This is a genomic window from Bacteroides faecium (assembly GCF_012113595.1).
Classification (GTDB): domain Bacteria; phylum Bacteroidota; class Bacteroidia; order Bacteroidales; family Bacteroidaceae; genus Bacteroides; species Bacteroides faecium.
Genome location: NZ_CP050831.1, coordinates 6,172,272 through 6,191,234, shown reverse-complemented (window position 1 = coordinate 6,191,234; position 18,963 = coordinate 6,172,272). Strand labels below are relative to the sequence as shown.

At 45.2% G+C, this 18,963-nt stretch carries 13 protein-coding genes; 9 read left to right on the top strand and 4 right to left on the bottom strand.

Annotation, left to right across the window (positions count from 1 at the left end; genetic code table 11):
- Positions 1-239: 239 nt before the first annotated feature.
- On the bottom strand, positions 240-3,944 hold the full coding sequence (purL, locus tag BacF7301_RS23545; protein ID WP_167966652.1) for a phosphoribosylformylglycinamidine synthase: 3,705 nt from the start codon (positions 3,942-3,944) through the stop codon (positions 240-242).
- A 258-nt stretch (positions 3,945-4,202) separates the two neighbouring features.
- Between purL and BacF7301_RS23540 the strand changes: the two genes are divergently transcribed.
- The 9 genes from BacF7301_RS23540 to BacF7301_RS23500 all read left to right on the top strand — a co-directional run bounded on the left by BacF7301_RS23540 (position 4,203) and on the right by BacF7301_RS23500 (position 13,417).
- Complete coding sequence (locus BacF7301_RS23540; protein WP_167966651.1) at positions 4,203-4,856, top strand: LysE family translocator; 654 nt, start codon at positions 4,203-4,205, stop codon at positions 4,854-4,856.
- Positions 4,857-4,866: 10 nt separating this feature from the next.
- Positions 4,867-5,412, top strand: coding sequence for a DUF4924 family protein (locus BacF7301_RS23535; RefSeq protein ID WP_167966650.1), 546 nt, complete (start codon positions 4,867-4,869; stop codon positions 5,410-5,412).
- Positions 5,413-6,261, top strand: coding sequence for a dTDP-4-dehydrorhamnose reductase (gene rfbD, locus BacF7301_RS23530; RefSeq protein WP_167966649.1), 849 nt, complete (start codon positions 5,413-5,415; stop codon positions 6,259-6,261).
- Positions 6,262-6,266: 5 nt separating this feature from the next.
- On the top strand, positions 6,267-7,841 hold the full coding sequence (locus BacF7301_RS23525) for a peptide chain release factor 3 (protein WP_167966647.1): 1,575 nt from the start codon (positions 6,267-6,269) through the stop codon (positions 7,839-7,841).
- Between the two features lie 77 nt (positions 7,842-7,918).
- Positions 7,919-8,509 (top strand): RNA polymerase sigma factor, encoded by a 591-nt coding sequence (locus BacF7301_RS23520; RefSeq protein WP_167966646.1) that lies wholly within the window; start codon positions 7,919-7,921, stop codon positions 8,507-8,509.
- An 8-nt stretch (positions 8,510-8,517) separates the two neighbouring features.
- Positions 8,518-9,354 (top strand): FecR family protein, encoded by an 837-nt coding sequence (locus tag BacF7301_RS23515; protein WP_167966645.1) that lies wholly within the window; start codon positions 8,518-8,520, stop codon positions 9,352-9,354.
- Positions 9,355-10,063: 709 nt separating this feature from the next.
- On the top strand, positions 10,064-10,324 hold the full coding sequence (locus tag BacF7301_RS23510) for an OadG family protein (RefSeq protein ID WP_167966644.1): 261 nt from the start codon (positions 10,064-10,066) through the stop codon (positions 10,322-10,324).
- A 28-nt stretch (positions 10,325-10,352) separates the two neighbouring features.
- Positions 10,353-12,182 (top strand): biotin/lipoyl-containing protein, encoded by a 1,830-nt coding sequence (locus tag BacF7301_RS23505; protein ID WP_167966643.1) that lies wholly within the window; start codon positions 10,353-10,355, stop codon positions 12,180-12,182.
- A complete protein-coding gene (locus tag BacF7301_RS23500; protein WP_167966642.1) occupies positions 12,182-13,417 on the top strand; it encodes a sodium ion-translocating decarboxylase subunit beta in 1,236 nt (411 codons plus the stop codon). Before BacF7301_RS23505 ends, BacF7301_RS23500 begins: the two co-directional genes overlap by 1 nt.
- A 100-nt stretch (positions 13,418-13,517) precedes the next feature.
- Here BacF7301_RS23500 and BacF7301_RS23495 read toward each other — a convergent pair whose 3' ends face one another.
- The 3 genes from BacF7301_RS23495 to BacF7301_RS23485 are packed head-to-tail and all read right to left on the bottom strand — an operon-like array spanning position 13,518 to position 18,913.
- Positions 13,518-14,789, bottom strand: coding sequence for a TolC family protein (locus tag BacF7301_RS23495; RefSeq protein WP_167966641.1), 1,272 nt, complete (start codon positions 14,787-14,789; stop codon positions 13,518-13,520).
- A 33-nt stretch (positions 14,790-14,822) separates the two neighbouring features.
- A complete protein-coding gene (locus BacF7301_RS23490; protein ID WP_167966640.1) occupies positions 14,823-17,861 on the bottom strand; it encodes an efflux RND transporter permease subunit in 3,039 nt (1,012 codons plus the stop codon).
- Positions 17,858-18,913 (bottom strand): efflux RND transporter periplasmic adaptor subunit, encoded by a 1,056-nt coding sequence (locus tag BacF7301_RS23485; RefSeq protein ID WP_167966639.1) that lies wholly within the window; start codon positions 18,911-18,913, stop codon positions 17,858-17,860. Before BacF7301_RS23485 ends, BacF7301_RS23490 begins: the two co-directional genes overlap by 4 nt.
- Positions 18,914-18,963: the final 50 nt, after the last annotated feature.

Here is an 18,963-nt window from a genome sequence, read left to right as displayed (position 1 = left end):
AGAGGGGGAAAGTTTGACAAAATTAAGAAGAATTTTCGATACTGCAAAATTTTAAGGTAAGATTAGATAGCTCTTGAAATAAAGCGAATCAGGTATTTTATCGCTATTTGTATATGCTGTTTATTTATGGAATGTTTAGTTGCAAAAAAGGGAATTGCGGTAGCAAAAAAGTGAAAAAGAAAAAGCTGGTATTTCAAAAAAATACCAGCTCTTCTTAAATAAAATATAAAAGAGTGTCTTTATTTCACTTTTTCTTCAACCCATTTGCGGGCATTGACAAATGCTTCGATCCACGGAGTTACCTGATCGCTGTTCTTGCGGTCTGCCGGGTAACAACCGTTCTGCCATGGGAAGATGGAGCGTTCCAAGTGAGGCATGATAGCCAGGTGGCGTCCGTCTGTGCTAGCCAGTGCTGCGATGGAATAATCGGAACCGTTCGGGTTAGCAGGATATTCATCATAGCTGTACTTCGCTACTACATTATATTTGTCTTCGTCATATGGCAAAGAGAACTTTCCTTCTCCATGAGCAACCCAGATACCCAGTTTGCTGCCGCTCAAAGAACCGAACATAACGCTGCGGTTTGTCGGGATTGTCAGGCCGAGGAAGCGTGATTCGAACTTATGCGAATCATTGTGCAACATCTTACCCTGCTTCTTCAGTTCCGGGTTGATAAGGTTGAGTTCCATCATCAACTGGCAACCGTTGCAGACACCTAATGAAAGCGTGTCTTCACGGGCATAATATTTATCCAACGCTTCTTTTGCTTTCGGGTTGAACAGGAAGGCACCTGCCCATCCTTTGGCGGAACCCAGTACGTCGGAGTTGGAGAAACCACCGCAGTAAACGATCATGTTCACATCTTCCAGTGTTTCACGTCCGCTGATAAGGTCAGTCATCGTGACGTCTTTTACGTCAAAGCCTGCCAGGTAGAGTGAGTAAGCCATTTCACGCTCGCCGTTTGTACCTTTTTCACGGATGATGGCCGCACGGATACCGCTAGGAGTGCGACGGTCGGGAGTGATACCATATTGAGAGAGCTTCCCTTTGAATTCAGGCATGAACGCAAATTCTACGGGTTGCATCTTATAGTTTTCGAAACGTTTCTTTGCGCAGCCGTTCATAGACTGTTTGCGGTCGAGCAGGTAAGAAGAAGAATACCATACATCACGCATATAGTCAATACCGAACTGGTAAGTAGCGTCGTTCTTAGATACCAGGATATGGCGTTCGTCAGTCGGTTTACCCAACTTCAGGTAGCCTACACCGGCATCTTCCAGAATCTTTTTCACTTCATCTTTATGCTTGTCGCTGATTTGGATAACGATACCCGGATTTTCTGCAAACAGAATCTTGATGATATCCTGTTCTTTCATCTTGTCAAGACTGATTTCCATACCGCCTTCTACATTAGAGAAGCACATTTCGAGCAATGTAGTGATTAAACCACCGGCAGAAATATCGTGTCCTGCAAGAATCAGTCCTTTGTTTACGAGCTCCTGTACGGCAAGGAAAGCATCACGGAAGTATTCGGCATCTTGTACGCAAGGCACATCGTCGCCTACTTTACCCAGAGATTGCGCGAAAGCGGAACCGCCGAGTTTCAGTTCGTCAAAGCTGAAGTCGATATGATAAAGAGTTGTCTTTTCGTTGTTCACCAATACCGGAGATACTACCTTCTTCACGTCAGAAACTTCACCGCCGGCAGAAACAATCACAGTTCCCGGAGAAACCACCTTTTCACCGTTCGGGTACTTCTGAGTCATTGACAAAGAGTCTTTTCCGGTAGGAACGTTGATTTGCAAAGCGCAGCAGAAGTCGCTCAATGCTTTAACGGCTGTGTAAAGGCGGGCGTCTTCACCTTCCTGAGAGCGGCAAGGCCACATCCAGTTGGCAGACAAAGAGATGCTGTCCATACCTTCTGCCATCGGAGCCCAAACGAGGTTGGTCAATGCTTCGGATACGGAAAGGATAGAACCGGCAGCCGGATCCGCCAATGCCGCTTGCGGAGCATGTCCGATAGAAGTGGCGATACCTTTCTCGCCACGGTAGTCGAGCGCAACGACGCCACAATCGCTCAACGGCAACTGAAGTTCACCCTGGCATTGCTGACGGGCTACTTTACCTGTCACGGAGCGGTCTACCTTATTTGTCAACCAATCCTTGCAGGCTACTGCTTCGAGCTGTAATACATTGGTCAGATATTCATGGAGTTTCGACAATTCGTATTTCGGCATTTCGTAATGACGCTCTACGGTTTTATCTATCATATAAGTCTTGGGAGAAGAACCGAACATCTGTTCTACGGCAAGGTCGAACGGACGTACACCGTCTGCCTGCTGGAAAGCGAAGCGATGGTCGCCGGTTGTTTCACCGACTACGTACATCGGAGCGCGTTCGCGTTCGGCAATCTTACGTACATGTTCGATAGCTTCTTCTTTAATCAGCAGACCCATACGTTCCTGGCTCTCGTTGGCAATGATTTCTTTTGCAGACAAGGTCTTGTCACCGATAGGTAACTTGCTCATGTCAATCAAACCGCCACATTCTTCCACCAACTCGGAAAGACAGTTTACGTGTCCTGCCGAACCGTGGTCGTGGATGGAAACAACGGGATTCACCTCTTCTTCGCAAAGAGCGCGTACTACGTTGTTGGCACGTTTCTGCATTTCTGCGTTGGCACGCTGAACGGCATTCAGTTCGATTCCGCTGCTGTAACGACCTGTATCTACGGAAGATACGGAACCGCCGCCAAGTCCGATGCGGTAGTTGTCACCACCGATTACTACCACTTTGTTTCCCGGTTCGGGAGCACCCTTCAGGCAGTCACGTTGTGTGCCGTAACCTACACCGCCGGCAAGCATGATTACTTTATCGTAACCATATACTTCTTTGTTCTCCGTATGTTCGAAAGTCAGTACGGAACCGCAGATCAGCGGTTGACCGAATTTATTTCCGAAGTCGGAAGCACCGTTGGATGCCTTGATAAGAATCTGTTCGGGAGTCTGATACAGCCATTGGCGTACCGGAAGAATATCTTCCCATTCGCGTCCTTCGTCCGTGCGGGGATAAGAAGTCATGTAAACGGCAGTACCTGCTATCGGCAATGAACCTTTACCACCACCCATACGGTCGCGGATCTCACCGCCTGTACCGGTAGAAGCACCGTTGAACGGTTCTACGGTAGTCGGGAAGTTATGTGTTTCCGCTTTCAGCGAGATAACGCTCTTGATGTCTTTCACCTGGAAGTAATCAGGCTTGGAGTGGTCTGCCGGAGCAAACTGTTCCACAACCGGACCTTCTGCGAAGGCTACATTATCTTTATAAGCAGAGATGATTTTATTAGGATTTTCCTGTGTCGTCTTTTTAATCATCTGGAACAGCGAGGACTCCTGCTCTACGCCGTCGATGACAAACGTTCCGCCGAAGATTTTGTGGCGGCAGTGTTCGGAGTTAATTTGTGCAAAACCGAAAACTTCGGAGTCGGTCAGTTTACGTCCGAGGTCATTTTCCACTTTCTTCAGATAGTCCATTTCTTCTTTAGAAAGTGCCAGACCTTCTTTTTCGTTGTACACTTCGAGGTCTTCGATGTAGATGATCGGTTCCGGCTGGCGGTTTGTCGTGAATACGTTCTGGTCGAGTCCTTTGTACATGCGTTGCAGCATTGGGTCGCGGTCGGCGTTTTCGTCCTTAACGGGGAAGTACTCCTCGATGCGGCTGATGCCTTCAAGTCCCATGTTTTGGGTGATTTCTACTGCGTTTGTACTCCAGGGAGTGATCATCTCGCGGCGCGGACCAACGAAACAGCCTTTCAGGTTTTCTTCACTTTCCATCACGGCTTCGCCAAAAAGCCAGCAGAGTTTATTACTTTCGTCAGGGGTGAGCTGATGGTTGCTCTCTACGGCAATCACGCTCTTGGAAGGGGTTCTGAAAAAAAGAATCATGTTGTATATTTACGATTTTACGATTTACGATTTTACGATTGAAGTCTCTGCAGGAGAAACTCTTCTCTTTTTCTGTGGCGCAAAGATAAGCAATTTCATTGGTGGTAGGAAAAAAATGGAGAATAAATTCCTATACCTTATTTAATATGTTTATTTTCGATGTACGTTTTGCTTATTATGGCTATATATAGTGATTCTTGTGTGGAAAAAACGTTAATATACTATCCCCATATCACAAAAAAGTGCGATATTTGCGGAATGATTCAGATAGAGACAATATTCGATATATTAGTTAAAGGCTTTATTATTGGCGTTGTTGTGTCCGCACCTCTCGGTCCGGTGGGTGTATTATGCATCCAAAGGACTTTGAATAAGGGGCGTTGGTACGGATTTGTGACAGGCCTGGGAGCCTCTTTGAGCGATATAGCTTACGCTCTGCTGACCGGTTACGGCATGAGTTTTGTATCAGATTACATTAATAAAGGCAGTTTTTATCTGCAATTGCTGGGTAGTGTCATGTTACTTCTTTTCGGAATCTATACCTTTCGCAGTAATCCGGTGAACTCCATTCGTCCGGCTTCGTCCAATAAAGGGTCTTATTTCCATAATTTTATAACCGCATTTTTCGTCACTCTTTCCAATCCTTTAATCATATTCCTGTTTATCGGACTTTTTGCCCGTTTTGCCTTTGTGCAGCAGGGCGTTCTGGTCTTTGAAGAGATAACGGGATATTTTGCTATCGCTGCGGGAGCATTGACCTGGTGGCTCGGAATCACTTATTTTGTAAATAAGGTGCGTACCAAGTTCAATCTGCGTGGCATCTGGATACTGAACCGTGTCATTGGAAGTATTGTGATACTGGTATCCGTGGCAGGCTTGATTTATACTTTGTTGGGAGAGTCAATTTATTAAGAGGTAACTTATGAATCAGATAGCACAACAACTGAAGGAGCAGAATATTGCCGAATACCTTATATATATGTGGCAAGAGGAAGACTTGATTCGTGCCAATCATTGTGAACCGGAAGAGATGGAAGCCAATGTGATTTCCCGCTACCCGGAAGACCAGCGTCCTGCCATGCGAGAATGGTATGGAAACCTGATGACAATGATGGGCGAGGAAGGCGTACGTGAAACGGGACATTTGCAGATTAATAAGAATGTGATTATCAATCTGACCGAACTGCACAATGCGCTGGCTTCGTCTCCTAAGTTCCCTTTTTATAGTGCCGCCTATTTCAAGGCATTGCCGTTTATCGTGGAATTGCGGAATAAAAACGGCAAGAAAGACGAACCTGAACTGGAAACCTGTTTTGAAGCCTTATATGGAGTACTCCTGCTTCGGCTTCAGGGAAAAGCCATCAGCGAAGGAACGGCAAAGGCAATAGAAGCCATCACTAGCTTTCTGTCTATGTTGGCGAACTATTATGATAAAGACCGCAAAGGTGAATTAAAACTGGATGAATAAATGAGAATTTTGGTAACGGGTGCCAACGGTCAGCTTGGCAACGAAATGCAGGTGCTTGCAAAAGAGAACCCGCAACATACGTATTATTTCACAGATGTGCAGGAACTCGACATTTGTGATGAGCAAGCTGTATGGGCTTATATTGCCGAGAAGCGAATTGAATTGATCGTAAACTGCGCAGCTTATACGGCAGTGGACAAAGCGGAGGAGAATGCAGAACTGGCTTACAAATTAAATTGTGAAGCAGCGAAAACCTTGGCAACCGTTGCGCAATTTAATGGCGCGGCTATGATACAGGTTTCTACAGATTATGTGTTCGACGGCACCGCCCATACCCCTTACACCGAAGATTGTGACCCTTGTCCGGATTCTGTATATGGCACTACAAAACTGGAAGGAGAATATGATGTGATGAACCACTGCGAGAAAGCAGTCGTTATCCGCACCGCATGGCTCTATTCCACTTTCGGCAATAATTTTGTAAAGACGATGATTCGCTTGGGAAAAGAACGTGATAGTCTGGGAGTCGTTTTCGACCAGATAGGAACACCTACTTATGCCAACGACCTGGCACAAGCCATCTATACCATTATTAATAAAGGTATAGTTCGCGGTGTCTACCATTTCAGCAATGAAGGAGTCTGCTCCTGGTATGACTTTACGATAGCCATCCATCGCCTGGCAGGAATCACTTCATGCAAAGTAACCCCTTTGCATACGGCGGAATATCCGGCGAAGGCAAACCGTCCCGCCTATTCCGTACTTGATAAGACAAAGATAAAAACAACGTTCGGCATCGAGATTCCTCATTGGGAGGAAAGTCTTAAACGATGCATTGACACCTTATAATATATATGGCAGATAATACAGAAATTTTGAGACGGCGAACGTTCGCCATTATAGCGCATCCTGATGCCGGTAAAACATCCTTGACGGAAAAGCTATTGCTTTTCGGTGGTCAGATTCAGGTGGCAGGTGCGGTAAAAAGCAATAAGATTAAGAAAACGGCTACGTCCGACTGGATGGAGATTGAGAAACAGCGTGGTATCTCGGTGACGACTTCTGTGATGGAATTCGATTATCGCGACTACAAGATTAATATTCTCGATACTCCGGGTCACCAGGACTTTGCCGAAGATACATATCGTACATTGACAGCAGTAGACAGCGTTATCATCGTGGTGGATGGTGCGAAAGGTGTGGAAACACAGACACGTAAACTGATGGAAGTGTGTCGTATGCGCAAGACTCCGGTTATTATCTTCGTCAATAAGATGGACCGTGAAGGAAAAGACCCGTTCGATTTGCTGGACGAACTGGAAGAGGAACTGATGATTCAGGTTCGTCCTTTGTCCTGGCCGATTGAACAGGGAGCCCGTTTCAAGGGTGTATATAATATCTACGAACAGAAACTGGACTTGTATCAGCCGTCCAAACAGATGGTGACGGAAAAAGTGGCAGTCGATATTCATACGGATGAACTGGACGAGCAGATTGGAAAAACATTAGCAGACAAGTTGCGCGGTGATTTGGAACTGATTGAAGGGGTTTATCCTGAATTTGATGCTGAGACTTATCTGGAAGGTGACTGTGCTCCGGTATTCTTTGGCTCGGCTTTGAATAACTTCGGTGTTCAGGAATTGCTGAACTGTTTCGTAGAGATTGCTCCGAGCCCTCGCCCTGTACAGGCTGAAGAGCGTGAAGTAAAACCGGAAGAACCTAAATTCACCGGATTTATCTTTAAGATTACCGCCAATATCGACCCGAACCACCGCTCATGTGTGGCATTCTGCAAGATTTGTTCCGGCAAGTTTGTGCGTAACGCTCCATACCAACATGTGCGCCACGGAAAGACGATGCGCTTTTCGTCGCCAACACAGTTTATGGCGCAGCGCAAGACAACGATTGACGAAGCCTATGCCGGAGATATTATCGGTCTGCCGGATAACGGTACTTTCAAGATTGGCGATACGCTGACGGAAGGTGAAATGCTTCACTTCCGCGGATTGCCGAGTTTCTCGCCGGAGATGTTCAAGTATATCGAGAATGCAGACCCGATGAAGCAGAAACAATTGGCGAAAGGTATCGACCAGTTGATGGACGAAGGTGTGGCGCAGTTGTTTGTCAACCAGTTCAATGGCCGTAAGATTATCGGTACGGTAGGGCAGTTGCAGTTTGAGGTTATCCAGTATCGTTTGTTGAACGAGTACAATGCGTCTTGTCGCTGGGAGCCGGTAAGCCTTTATAAGGCTTGTTGGGTGGAGAGTGACGATCCTGCGGAACTGGAAGCCTTCAAGAAACGCAAATATCAGTATATGGCGAAGGATAGGGAAGGGCGCGATGTGTTCCTGGCGGATTCCAACTATGTACTCCAGATGGCTCAAATGGACTTTAAAAACATCAGATTCCACTTTACAAGTGAGTTTTAAGACATATTCGATGTATTTTAACTAAAAAATTAGGTAAAAAAAGGAAAAACATATCTCATATAAATGAGCGAAGAGAAATGAAGACACTATCCTGGGATAAGATTCAGCAAGGGGATGAAGAGGCATTCAGGCAGCTTTACGACCAGTATGCAGATTTGCTTTATGGGTATGGCATGAAGATAGCCGGTGATGACACCGTGGTGACAGAAGCGATACAGTCGTTGTTCGTTTACATCTTTGAGAAAAGGGAAACGTGTGCCGCTCCTCAATCCATACCTGCCTATCTATGTGTTTCGTTGAGGCACATGATAGTGAACGAGCTGAAGAGAGAGAATAGTGGAACATTCAAATCGCTGGATGAAGTAGACACCAATGAATATCGGTTTGATCTGGAGATAGACATAGAGACAGCTATTATCCGTTCGGAATTGGAAAAGGAACAGTTGGAGGCTTTGCAAAAAGAGTTGAATGGCTTGACAAAGCAGCAACGGGAAGTATTGTATCTGAAATACTATAAGAAGATGAGTCCGGAAGAGATTGCTCAGGTGATGGGACTCACTCCTCGTACGGTTTACAATACCACCCATATGGCTATAACCAGATTGAGAGAGCGTTTAGGTACATCTTTATTGTTAGCAGTGATGGCTAATTTATGGATCTTTAATTAAGGTGGGATATGGAAAATTGGACAGAATCTTTAGAAAAATACCTGGAAGAAGGCAAACTACCTCTGATTGGCGATAAGTTCTCTCGCAGGAAAGAAATCGGCGATAAGCTGAAGCTGCAGCGTGAAGAGAGCCATAAGATTGCCTTGAGCCGCAGGAGAAAACAAGGTGCCGGGCGAAGTATTCCTTTCTCTTGGGGAATAGCTGCCATGTTCTTGCTTCTTTTGGGAGTGGGCGGATATTATTTTTCGGAGAAGAAGATTGTAACGGAAGGTACGGCTATGGCATATGAATTGCCGGATGGCAGTAATGTGCAGATTATGGAGAATTCGAGCCTGACTTACAACCGAATAACCTGGCTTTGGGAACGCAAACTGCAATTGTTTGGTAAGGCTTCTTTTGAGGTGACCAAGGGCAAGACATTTACTGTAAATACCGAAGCCGGTGCTGTGACAGTGCTGGGAACAAAATTCCTGGTCGACCAGCAAGGAAAGAAAATGTTCGTGAACTGTGAAGAGGGTAGTGTCAAGGTAGAGACTGCCGTAGGCAAGCGGACATTAGTTGCCGGAGAAAGCGTGCGCTGTGATGAAAACAAGATTGTCCCTGTGCCGAAACCGGATGATCCGCAATTTCCGGAAGTCTTGGGGTATGAAGACGACCCATTGATTAATGTAGTAGCAGATATAGAACTTATATTTAAGGTCACGGTAGTAGGGCGTGAAAAGTGCGATGGACTTACCTATAACGGAACGGTCTTGACGAAAGACCTGAACGCCACCCTCGAAAATGTCTTCGGTTCGTGTGGAATCAGTTACGAACTTCACGGAAAAGAAATTATTTTAAAATAAAAAAAGCCCCTTCTAGGTATCCAGAAGGGGCTTTTTTATTTTTCTTCAAATTTTCTTCATTTTTTTTTGGTAAAAAACAAATGTTCTCTTCTCTTTCTAGTATAAGAGCTATTAATGATGTTTGAAAGAAACGATAGAGATTTAATTAGAAGAGTAAAATGTTGTAGAAGAAATTGATGTAGAAATATCCTCGTGATGAGGACTGAATTTTTAAGCTCAAAACAAACAATAGACAATTGGCAGGTGAATGGTTGTCGAAAATTAGAATAGGAAACGGCCCCCTCGTTGACAGTGGCGATTGCTCCTTAGGCTCGTTTCCCCTATCAAACAGACATAGTCGGCTAATAAAAGGGTTGACAACCGGACACTATACTGCTGTACTAATTTAAAGATGAACGCCGGGATGGCGCATGAGAGGTTTATAACGATGGTCGGCTCCTTTTGGCGGTTAATAGGTTAAGAAGGTATGAAGCCAAAATGAGAAGCCGAACCAGTTTTTATCATTGAGTATTTTTATTTAATAATTGTTTTATCAGAATGTGAGAGAAGGTTGAGGGGCCTTCTCTCACATTGTTTTTATACCTGTCTGTCAGCAAAGTAAATTACGGATTTATATTTTATATTCCTTTCTTAATTTATTTTATAGCAAATATTTGGTATTTTCGAACGCTTTTTAGACAAACAGCTTAAATTACTAATAATTTATTATATGGAAAATATCGAAACAGCGATCCTGCTGATGGTGGTCGGAATGGCTACCGTATTTGTTATTCTGCTGATTGTGATTTATTTAGGCAAGTTTTTGATCACGTTGGTCAATAAATATGCCCCCGAAGAAGTGGTTCCTGTGAAGCGGGAAACACAGAAAGGCCCTGCGCCTGTCCCCGGAAATATTCTGGCAGCTATTACAGCCGCTGTGAATGTGGTGACATTGGGCAAGGGTAAAGTCACTAAAGTAGAAAAATTATAAATCTATAAAAGTTATATCACTGAAAGACATGAAAAGAGAAGTAAAGTTTAGTTTGGTTTTCCGAGATATGTGGCAATCTGCCGGAAAATATGTACCTCGTGTAGATCAACTCGTAAAGGTAGCGCCTGCCATCATTGAAATGGGCTGTTTCGCCCGCGTAGAAACAAATGGCGGTGGTTTTGAACAGGTAAATTTATTGTTTGGCGAAAATCCGAATAAGGCTGTACGTGAATGGACAAAGCCCTTCCACGAAGCAGGTATTCAAACCCATATGCTTGACCGCGCACTGAACGGACTCCGCATGAGTCCTGTTCCGGCAGATGTCCGCAGATTGTTCTATAAAGTAAAGAAAGTCCAGGGAACGGACATTACCCGTACATTTTGTGGATTGAACGATGTACGCAATATTGCTCCTTCCATTACCTATGCAAAAGAGGCCGGCATGATTTCACAGTGCTCGCTTTGTATCACTCACTCGCCCATCCATACGGTAGAATACTACACCAATATGGCGTTGGAACTTATCAAACTGGGAGCGGACGAGATTTGTATCAAGGATATGGCAGGTATCGGCCGTCCTGTTTCATTAGGAAAAATCGTAGCCAATATCAAGGCTGCGCATCCCGAAATACCTGTTCAGTATCATAGTCATGCAGGTCCGGGATTCAATATGGCAAGCATCCTCGAAGTGTGCGACGCCGGTTGCGACTATATCGACGTAGGTATGGAACCTCTTTCATGGGGTACAGGTCATGCTGACTTGCTGAGTGTACAGGCAATGCTGAAAGATGCCGGATACCAGGTTCCCGAAATCAATATGGAAGCTTATATGAAGGTACGTGGTATGATTCAGGAATTTATGGATGACTTCCTGGGATTGTACATCAGCCCGAAAAACCGCCTGATGAACTCCTTGCTGATTGCTCCCGGACTGCCCGGCGGTATGATGGGTAGTTTGATGGCAGACCTGGAATCCAATCTGGAATCTATTAATAAATACAAGGCGAAACATAACCTGCCGTTTATGACGCAGGATCAGCTTCTTATCAAACTGTTTGATGAAGTGGCTTATGTATGGCCGCGTGTGGGTTATCCACCATTGGTGACTCCGTTCAGCCAATATGTGAAAAACCTTGCCATGATGAACGTGATGGCAATGGAGAAAGGCAAAGACCGTTGGGGTATGATTGCCGACGATATTTGGGATATGATTCTGGGTAAAGCCGGACGTTTGCCGGGCGAGCTTGCTCCTGAAATCATCGAAAAGGCGGAACGCGAAGGCCGCAAATTCTTCGAAGGAAATCCGCAGGATAATTATCCTGATAATCTCGACAAGTATCGCAAACTGATGAAGGAGAACAAATGGGAAACCGGACAAGACGATGAAGAACTCTTCGAATATGCTATGCATCCGGCACAGTATGAAGCCTACAAGAGTGGCAAGGCGAAAGAAGACTTCCTGGAAGATGTCGCCAAGCGCCGTGCTGAAAAAGACAAGTCGCCCGAAGAAGATGCAAAACCAAAGACACTGACCGTACAGGTAGACGGACAGGCTTATCGCGTGACCGTTGCTTATGGTGACGCTGAACTTCCTGCTGCGCCCGCTGCCGCTGCTCCGGTAGGAGAGGGCAAGGATGTGCTTTCTCCATTGGAAGGTAAATTCTTCCTGGTGAAGAATGCGCAGGAAACTGCTTTGCAGGTAGGTGATACTGTGAAGGAAGGCGACGTGCTCGGTTATGTAGAAGCAATGAAGACTTACAATGCTATCCGTGCAGAGTTTGGCGGTACGGTGACTGTCATTTGCGTTAACCCGGGAGATGCTGTTTCAGAAGATGATGTATTAATGAAGATAGGATAATGAACGAGATATTTGAGAATTTGTACGACATGACTGCGTTCAGCAATATCATTGCCGAACCGCAGTTCCTGATAATGTATGCCATCGCGTTCGTTCTGCTCTATTTGGGTATCAAGAAACAGTACGAACCGTTGCTGCTTGTACCCATCGCCTTCGGTGTGCTGCTTGCCAACTTCCCCGGTGGAGATATGGGGGTGATTCAGGCCGACGAGAATGGTATGATAATGATAAACGGAGTAATGAAGAACATTTGGGAAATGCCTTTGCATGACATTGCGCATGAACTGGGAATAATGAACTTCATTTACTATATGTTGATTAAGACAGGTTTCCTGCCACCGATTATCTTTATGGGTGTCGGTGCATTGACGGACTTCGGGCCGATGCTGCGCAACCTGCATCTTTCTATTTTCGGTGCTGCTGCACAGCTTGGTATCTTTACTGTGTTGCTGGTGGCTATCCTGATGGGTTTCACTCCTCAAGAGGCTGCTTCCCTGGGTATTATCGGTGGTGCGGACGGTCCTACGGCTATCTTTACAACCATTAAGCTCGCTCCGCATCTGCTGGGTCCGATTGCCATTGCCGCTTATTCTTATATGGCATTGGTGCCGGTCATCATTCCGCTGGTAGTAAAATTGCTTTGTTCAAAGAAAGAATTAAGTATCAACATGAAAGAGCAGGAAAAGAAATATCCTTCAAAGACAGAAATCAAGAATCTGCGTGTATTGAAGATTATCTTTCCGATTGTGGTAACTACGGTTGTTGCTCTCTTCGTGCCCAGTGCAGTGCCTTTGATTGGTATGTTGATGTTTGGTAACTTGGTGAAAGAAATCGGAACCAATACATTCCGTTTGTATGATGCTGCTTCTAACAGTATCATGAATGCAGCCACTATTTTCCTCGGCTTATCCGTAGGAGCAACGATGACTGCTGAAGCGTTCCTGAACTGGACGACAATCGGTATCGTTGTCGGTGGATTCCTTGCATTCGCACTGTCCATTACCGGTGGTATATTCTTAGTGAAACTATTTAATCTCTTTTCCAAGAAGAAAATCAATCCGCTTATCGGCGCAACCGGACTTAGTGCCGTTCCGATGGCGAGTCGTGTTGCCAACGAGATTGCTTTGAAATATGACCCGAAGAATCATGTATTGCAATATTGCATGGCTAGTAACATCTCCGGTGTGATCGGTTCTGCCGTAGCAGCGGGTGTGTTGATTTCCTTCCTTGCGTAAGTGAAGAACAACTGACTTTAGAAATAAAAACCGGAGAAATGAGCATTTTGACTCATTCTCCGGTTTTCTTTATATATAGATTTTGAGAATTGGGTTTTCCTTATTCACTGATAACTTTCCTGTATTCCGCTATCGCCATCTTTTGTGCCAGATAAGCATTAATCAGATTAGTATGAGCCTGTGTCCATGATAACTGTGCGGAGAGTACATCTACCATATTCGCTTTCCCTTCATTATATGAAAAAGAAACCAAATCGAGATTCTCATTTGCCAGGTTCATCGTTTCTGTCGCTGTCTTTACCTGATATTCCGTTTCCGTCAGTTTGGTCAGTGCGGCGGAAAGTTCTTCATTGATGTTATCCGTCACATAGCTTTGTTGGAGCTTCCGTATACCGATATATGCTTTCTGCTGGCGGTTTGTTTTGAAACGCGCCCCCCAGCGGAAGATAGGGATATTCAGGTTAATACCGACAATGGGATTAAATGAAACATCATATCCAAGGTTAGGCGTACCTGTTGCCCAACCGCCACTGAAGTACATATTCAACTGCGGATTAAACTGGCTAAGTGCCGCTTTACGTTGCGCCTGACTTTTCAGAATGTTGACTTCCGTACTTTCATAATCGGCACGGCGTTGCAATACATTTTCAAGGGATAGGATTTGTATAGGGGCGGAAGCCGTGTCGATCGTATAAAGGCTGTCTACGGGACTATTAGGTTCCGCTCCCATTAGAATATTTAGTTTTTGCAATGCCAATGTATAATTCTGGCGAGCTTTGATATATTGCAATTCCGCTTCTTTCAACCGGGTAGAAATCATCAGTAAGTCCGTGCGGCTAATCATTCCGTCGTTGAAACGATCCTGGATAATATCATATTGCTGCTTTACGATACTCTGATATTTATCAGCAGCCTGTAACATAGCTTGTGAAGCGGAAGCGTTCCAATAGACAGCATCACTCTGATAGTGAATCTGGTCTATGGTGAGTTCCTCATTAAGCCGGTTCAGCTTTTCGTCAGCTTTCGCTATTTTGTGCCGGGCATTGAGAGCGCCACCTGTGTACAGCGGTTGCGACACGACGAATACTCCTTGATAAGTGTGATTGCGGTATTCACCTAACGGTTCATTCCATGCGCTGAGGTCACTCATGTTGAGAGTACCGTCCGCATTGACATCTATTTTGGGCAAGAATCCTGTATGCGCAATCTTTCGTGCTTCAGTACTTGCCAATGTCTTTAGTTTCTGTTGTTTCAGAATTTGGCTGTACGCTTCCACTTTATCCCGGTAGGCTTCCCTGCTGAGATAAGGCTGTTGCGCCTTGGCTGTGAAACCGAGGGTCAGTAGTGATAGAATTATAAGTTGAGTCTTCATTTTATTCATTATAAATATTAAAATCAAGTTTCATCAGGAATCGGAGTGGATTCGTTGAATAGCACAATAAGCTACCGGAAGGACAAACAATGTCAGCGCCGAAGCTACTAGTAGTCCGCCCATGATAGTAGCCGCCATTCCACCGAACATAGCGTCGAACAACAAGGGTAACATACCCAGGATTGTTGTACCGGATGCCATCGCTACGGGAACAATACGGCTGGTCGTTGCACTGACAACTGCGTCCAAAGGTTTCTTTCCTGTTGCCGCTTCCAAATCAATTTGCTCGACGAGTACGATCGCATTCTTTATATTCATACCAATCAACCCTAGCAACCCCAGGATAGAGAAGAAGTCGAATGACTTGCCAAGTACCAATAATCCCAAGACAATCCCGATGAAAATCAGCGGTAACATGAGCAGAATCACTGTCGGCTTTCGATAGGTACGGAAGAGGAACAACAATGTCACAAACATCAGGAAGAACGTCAACGGCAAATTCTTTGCCAGCGCCTCGTTAGATTCCACCTGGCTTTCCTGTTCACCAAAATACTTCATCGTATATCCTTCGGGAACTTTAATCTCTTTCTGTACCTGCGGCCATACTTGATTAAAAGCAGCGATGGCATTTATCCCGCGACGCGGGTCGCATTGTGCCATCATCACCATTTGCCGGTTATAATCCTTCACATTCGAGAACCGATACTGAAAATCAAAATCAGAAACGACTTGTTCGAGACTGGTTGTCTCGTTTCCTGTTCCGAATACCGGTAATGTGCGCAAATCATTGATGCGGAACGAATCTACCGTATTATTTTTCAGTAAAATCGGAAGCACTTGGTCACCTTGGCGATATTCTCCCAATGTCATTCCTGTAGTTCCTATTTGGATACTCTGTGCCATGCCCTGGCGTGATACTCCTAAGGGTTGTGCCCGTTCCGGGCTATACACAGGTTTCCACACCGGAACCTTGTTTCCCCACGAATTACGTACGTTAATCAAATCAGGATTCCGATGCATAATGTCCAACGCCTGGTTGGTGAGTGCCACGAGTGTATCCATATTGGGTCCGATAAAGCCTATTTCAATAGCTGCATCTACGGCAGGAGATAGTTTGAACAGACTTGTACGGGTAATTGCATTCGGATAATTCGCTTTCATATATCCATCGAAATTCTCTTCATACTCTTTCGTATATTTACTATCCGTCAATTCCACCAATACATTGGCGAAGTTGGGTTTCGGTCCTACTGAAGTAGAAGCCAGGTAATATCTAAGCGGTGTACTGCCGAAAGTTATGGATACTTTCTTCACTTCCGGCTGTTTGGCCAAATGTGCTTCTACTGATTTCATTTCTTTCACCACATCGTTGATGCTGTATCCATCCGGATAGAATACGTCTGCACGGAAATAAGGCTTATCCAAAGATGGAAAAAAGTTTTGCGGCATCGTCCCCATGATAACGAGTGAAATGACGAAAAGTACCACCATAGAACCTAGCGTCAATGTTTTTCTGCGAATCAACACACGGAGAATGGCAGCAAATTTGTGATAGAATGGCTTATCGTACGGGTCTTTAGCACCATCGTTAGCTTTTGCCTTTAGAATAAAATTACCGAATACCGTCGTCTGCGTGAGAGCAAGCACCCAACTCAATCCGAGTGAAATGGCGAGCACAACGAAAAGCGGTTTCACAATTTCCGCCACAGAAGAAGGAGCGAGGTAGAGTGGCAGGAACGAGCAAATGGCAATAAATGTAGCTCCGAGCAATCCCCATTGTGGCCCCGTTGCGCCATCTATCAATGCTTTCCGTCGATTGACTCCACGGGCAATGGCTATCTGTGCGTTGTCCGTCACTACGATGGCATTGTCTACCAGCATCCCCATGGCAATGATGAATCCTGCCAGCGACGTACGATTCAGTCCGACACCGAAGAAAGACATAATGAGCAATGTGCCACCGATGGAGAAAATGAGTGATGAACCGATTAGTAATCCCGCGCGCAGCCCCATCACTAGCATGATAATCACGATTACTATCAGGATAGATTCTATTAGATTGATGATAAATCCGTTATTGGCTTCGTTGGCTATTTCGTTTTCCAAATATAGGCTTTGTAACTCAAGTCCTACCGGCATAAGTGGTAATAATTCGCTTAATTTCGCTTTCACATTCTCGCCTGTCTGCACTACGTCCCGTTGCGGGTCAGTAGAGACACCGATACCGATGGCACGTTTTCCGTTCACGTGCATGATATTGGAAGGCGGGTCCATATATCCTTTTTCTATAACGGCAATATCTCCCAGCTTCACTTGTCCGGCTTTCGTGGTAATCACTTGATTGCGGATGTCGTCTACCGTAGTGTACATACCATTGGCGGTCACTCGTAACTGCTGCTCGCCTGCACGGATTTCTCCGGTATTGATAATCTGGTTCTGTGATTGCAACAGGCTGGCAAGCTGCTTCGGATCAATGCCCATACCCACCAACTTGTTGGTTGAAATAAAGATATTGATTACTTCCGTCTGCACCCCGAACAGGGCAACTTTCATCACTCCGTCCGCTGTGACCACCTGGGTTTTGATTCGTTCCGCCCAGTTGCGCATCTCTTCATACGAGTAACCGTCGTCTGCTGTCAATCCATAATAGATGCCGAACACATCCCCGAAATCATCGGAAACAGTTGGTGTAGAAGCACCACTTGGTAATTGCGGCTGTATATTGAGTACCTTTCGCCGCAACTCGTCCCATTTTTGTGGAATAGAACTGGCTGCCAGTGACGGTTGTAGTTCGAATGTGATTTTAGAAAGCCCGTACATGGATTCCGATTTAATCTTGTACACACCACTCATACTTTGAATCTCGCGAGAGATAGGTTCGGTAATCAATCGCTCCACTTCAGCTGGTTCGGCTCCCGGATAACGGGTCATGATAACCGCCGACTTGATAACGAAGGGAGCATCTTCTTTCTTACCCAGTTTACCGAAGGAAGTGATTCCCCCAATCAGTAATACAGCAAGAAAGAAATAGATGATTTTCGTGTTGTCTAGTGAATATTTAGCTAAGTTCATTTCTCAATTTCTTTTACAGTTTCTCCTTCTACTAACTGATGCACACCTGCAATAACGATTTTCTCTCCGGATTTTAACCCTGCGGAGATAAGAACCTGAGCTTCTCCGGTAGGTGCATTGACGGTAATCTCACGTTTGTGAACTTTATCTCCTTCCACTACCCAAACATACATTTTCTTCCCCTCACTTTCGCCGAACACGGCACTGAGGGGTACAATCGTCCAACTGTCCTGCACCAGCGGACCTACATCTGCCGTGAAACGGATACTGCACGTAAATCCCGGTTTCACCGCATAGAGGTCGCGGTCGAACGTCGGATCGTCAATCGTGATACTCACCGGGATTCCGGTTCCATCTGTTGATATGTCAAGATACTCTTCAAGTTTTGCTTGAAACACGTGTCCCTTGAATGTATCGAATTCTATCAGGAAACGAGGGTCTTTGGCATGGAGCAGATAGAGATAAGCATCAGGAATAGTGAACTTGATGCGCAAGTTACGTGTATTGACCAACTGCACGATGCCTTCACCGGAATTGACACGTTGATAATTCTCTACCAAGCGCTTCTCGATAGAACCGTCAAAAGGAGCTGTCAGCTTCGTGTCACGCATATTGTTGACGGATAATTCGTATTCGGATTTTGCTTTCTGGTAGTTGGCCAGGCTGATTTCGTATTCCTGCACGGAGATAGCCTGACGGGAAAGAAGCCGCTTGTTGCGTTCTACCTGTGCGGCAGCCGTTTCATAGGCGGATTTTGTAGCAGCATATTGTAACGCAATGTCTCTAGGGTCAATTGCTGCTATCAGTTGTCCCTTTTTTACTTTCTCTCCTTCGATGACGGGCAATTGGATGATTTGTCCGCTAACACGGAATGCCAGTTTCACATACTCCACAGCTTCTACGATTCCCGAAAAATCTTTCCTGATAACCGACCTCGACTCTACAATCGTAGTCTTAACAGGACGGGCTGTTGTTACTTTCGTCTCTTTTTTTTGTCCGCAGCCGGCTAGCAAGATAGCAGCCACCAGGACGAATCCATATTTCTTCTTCATATACCACACTGATGTTTAGAGTTTTTGCGTTGATTCGTTTTTCTTTTTTA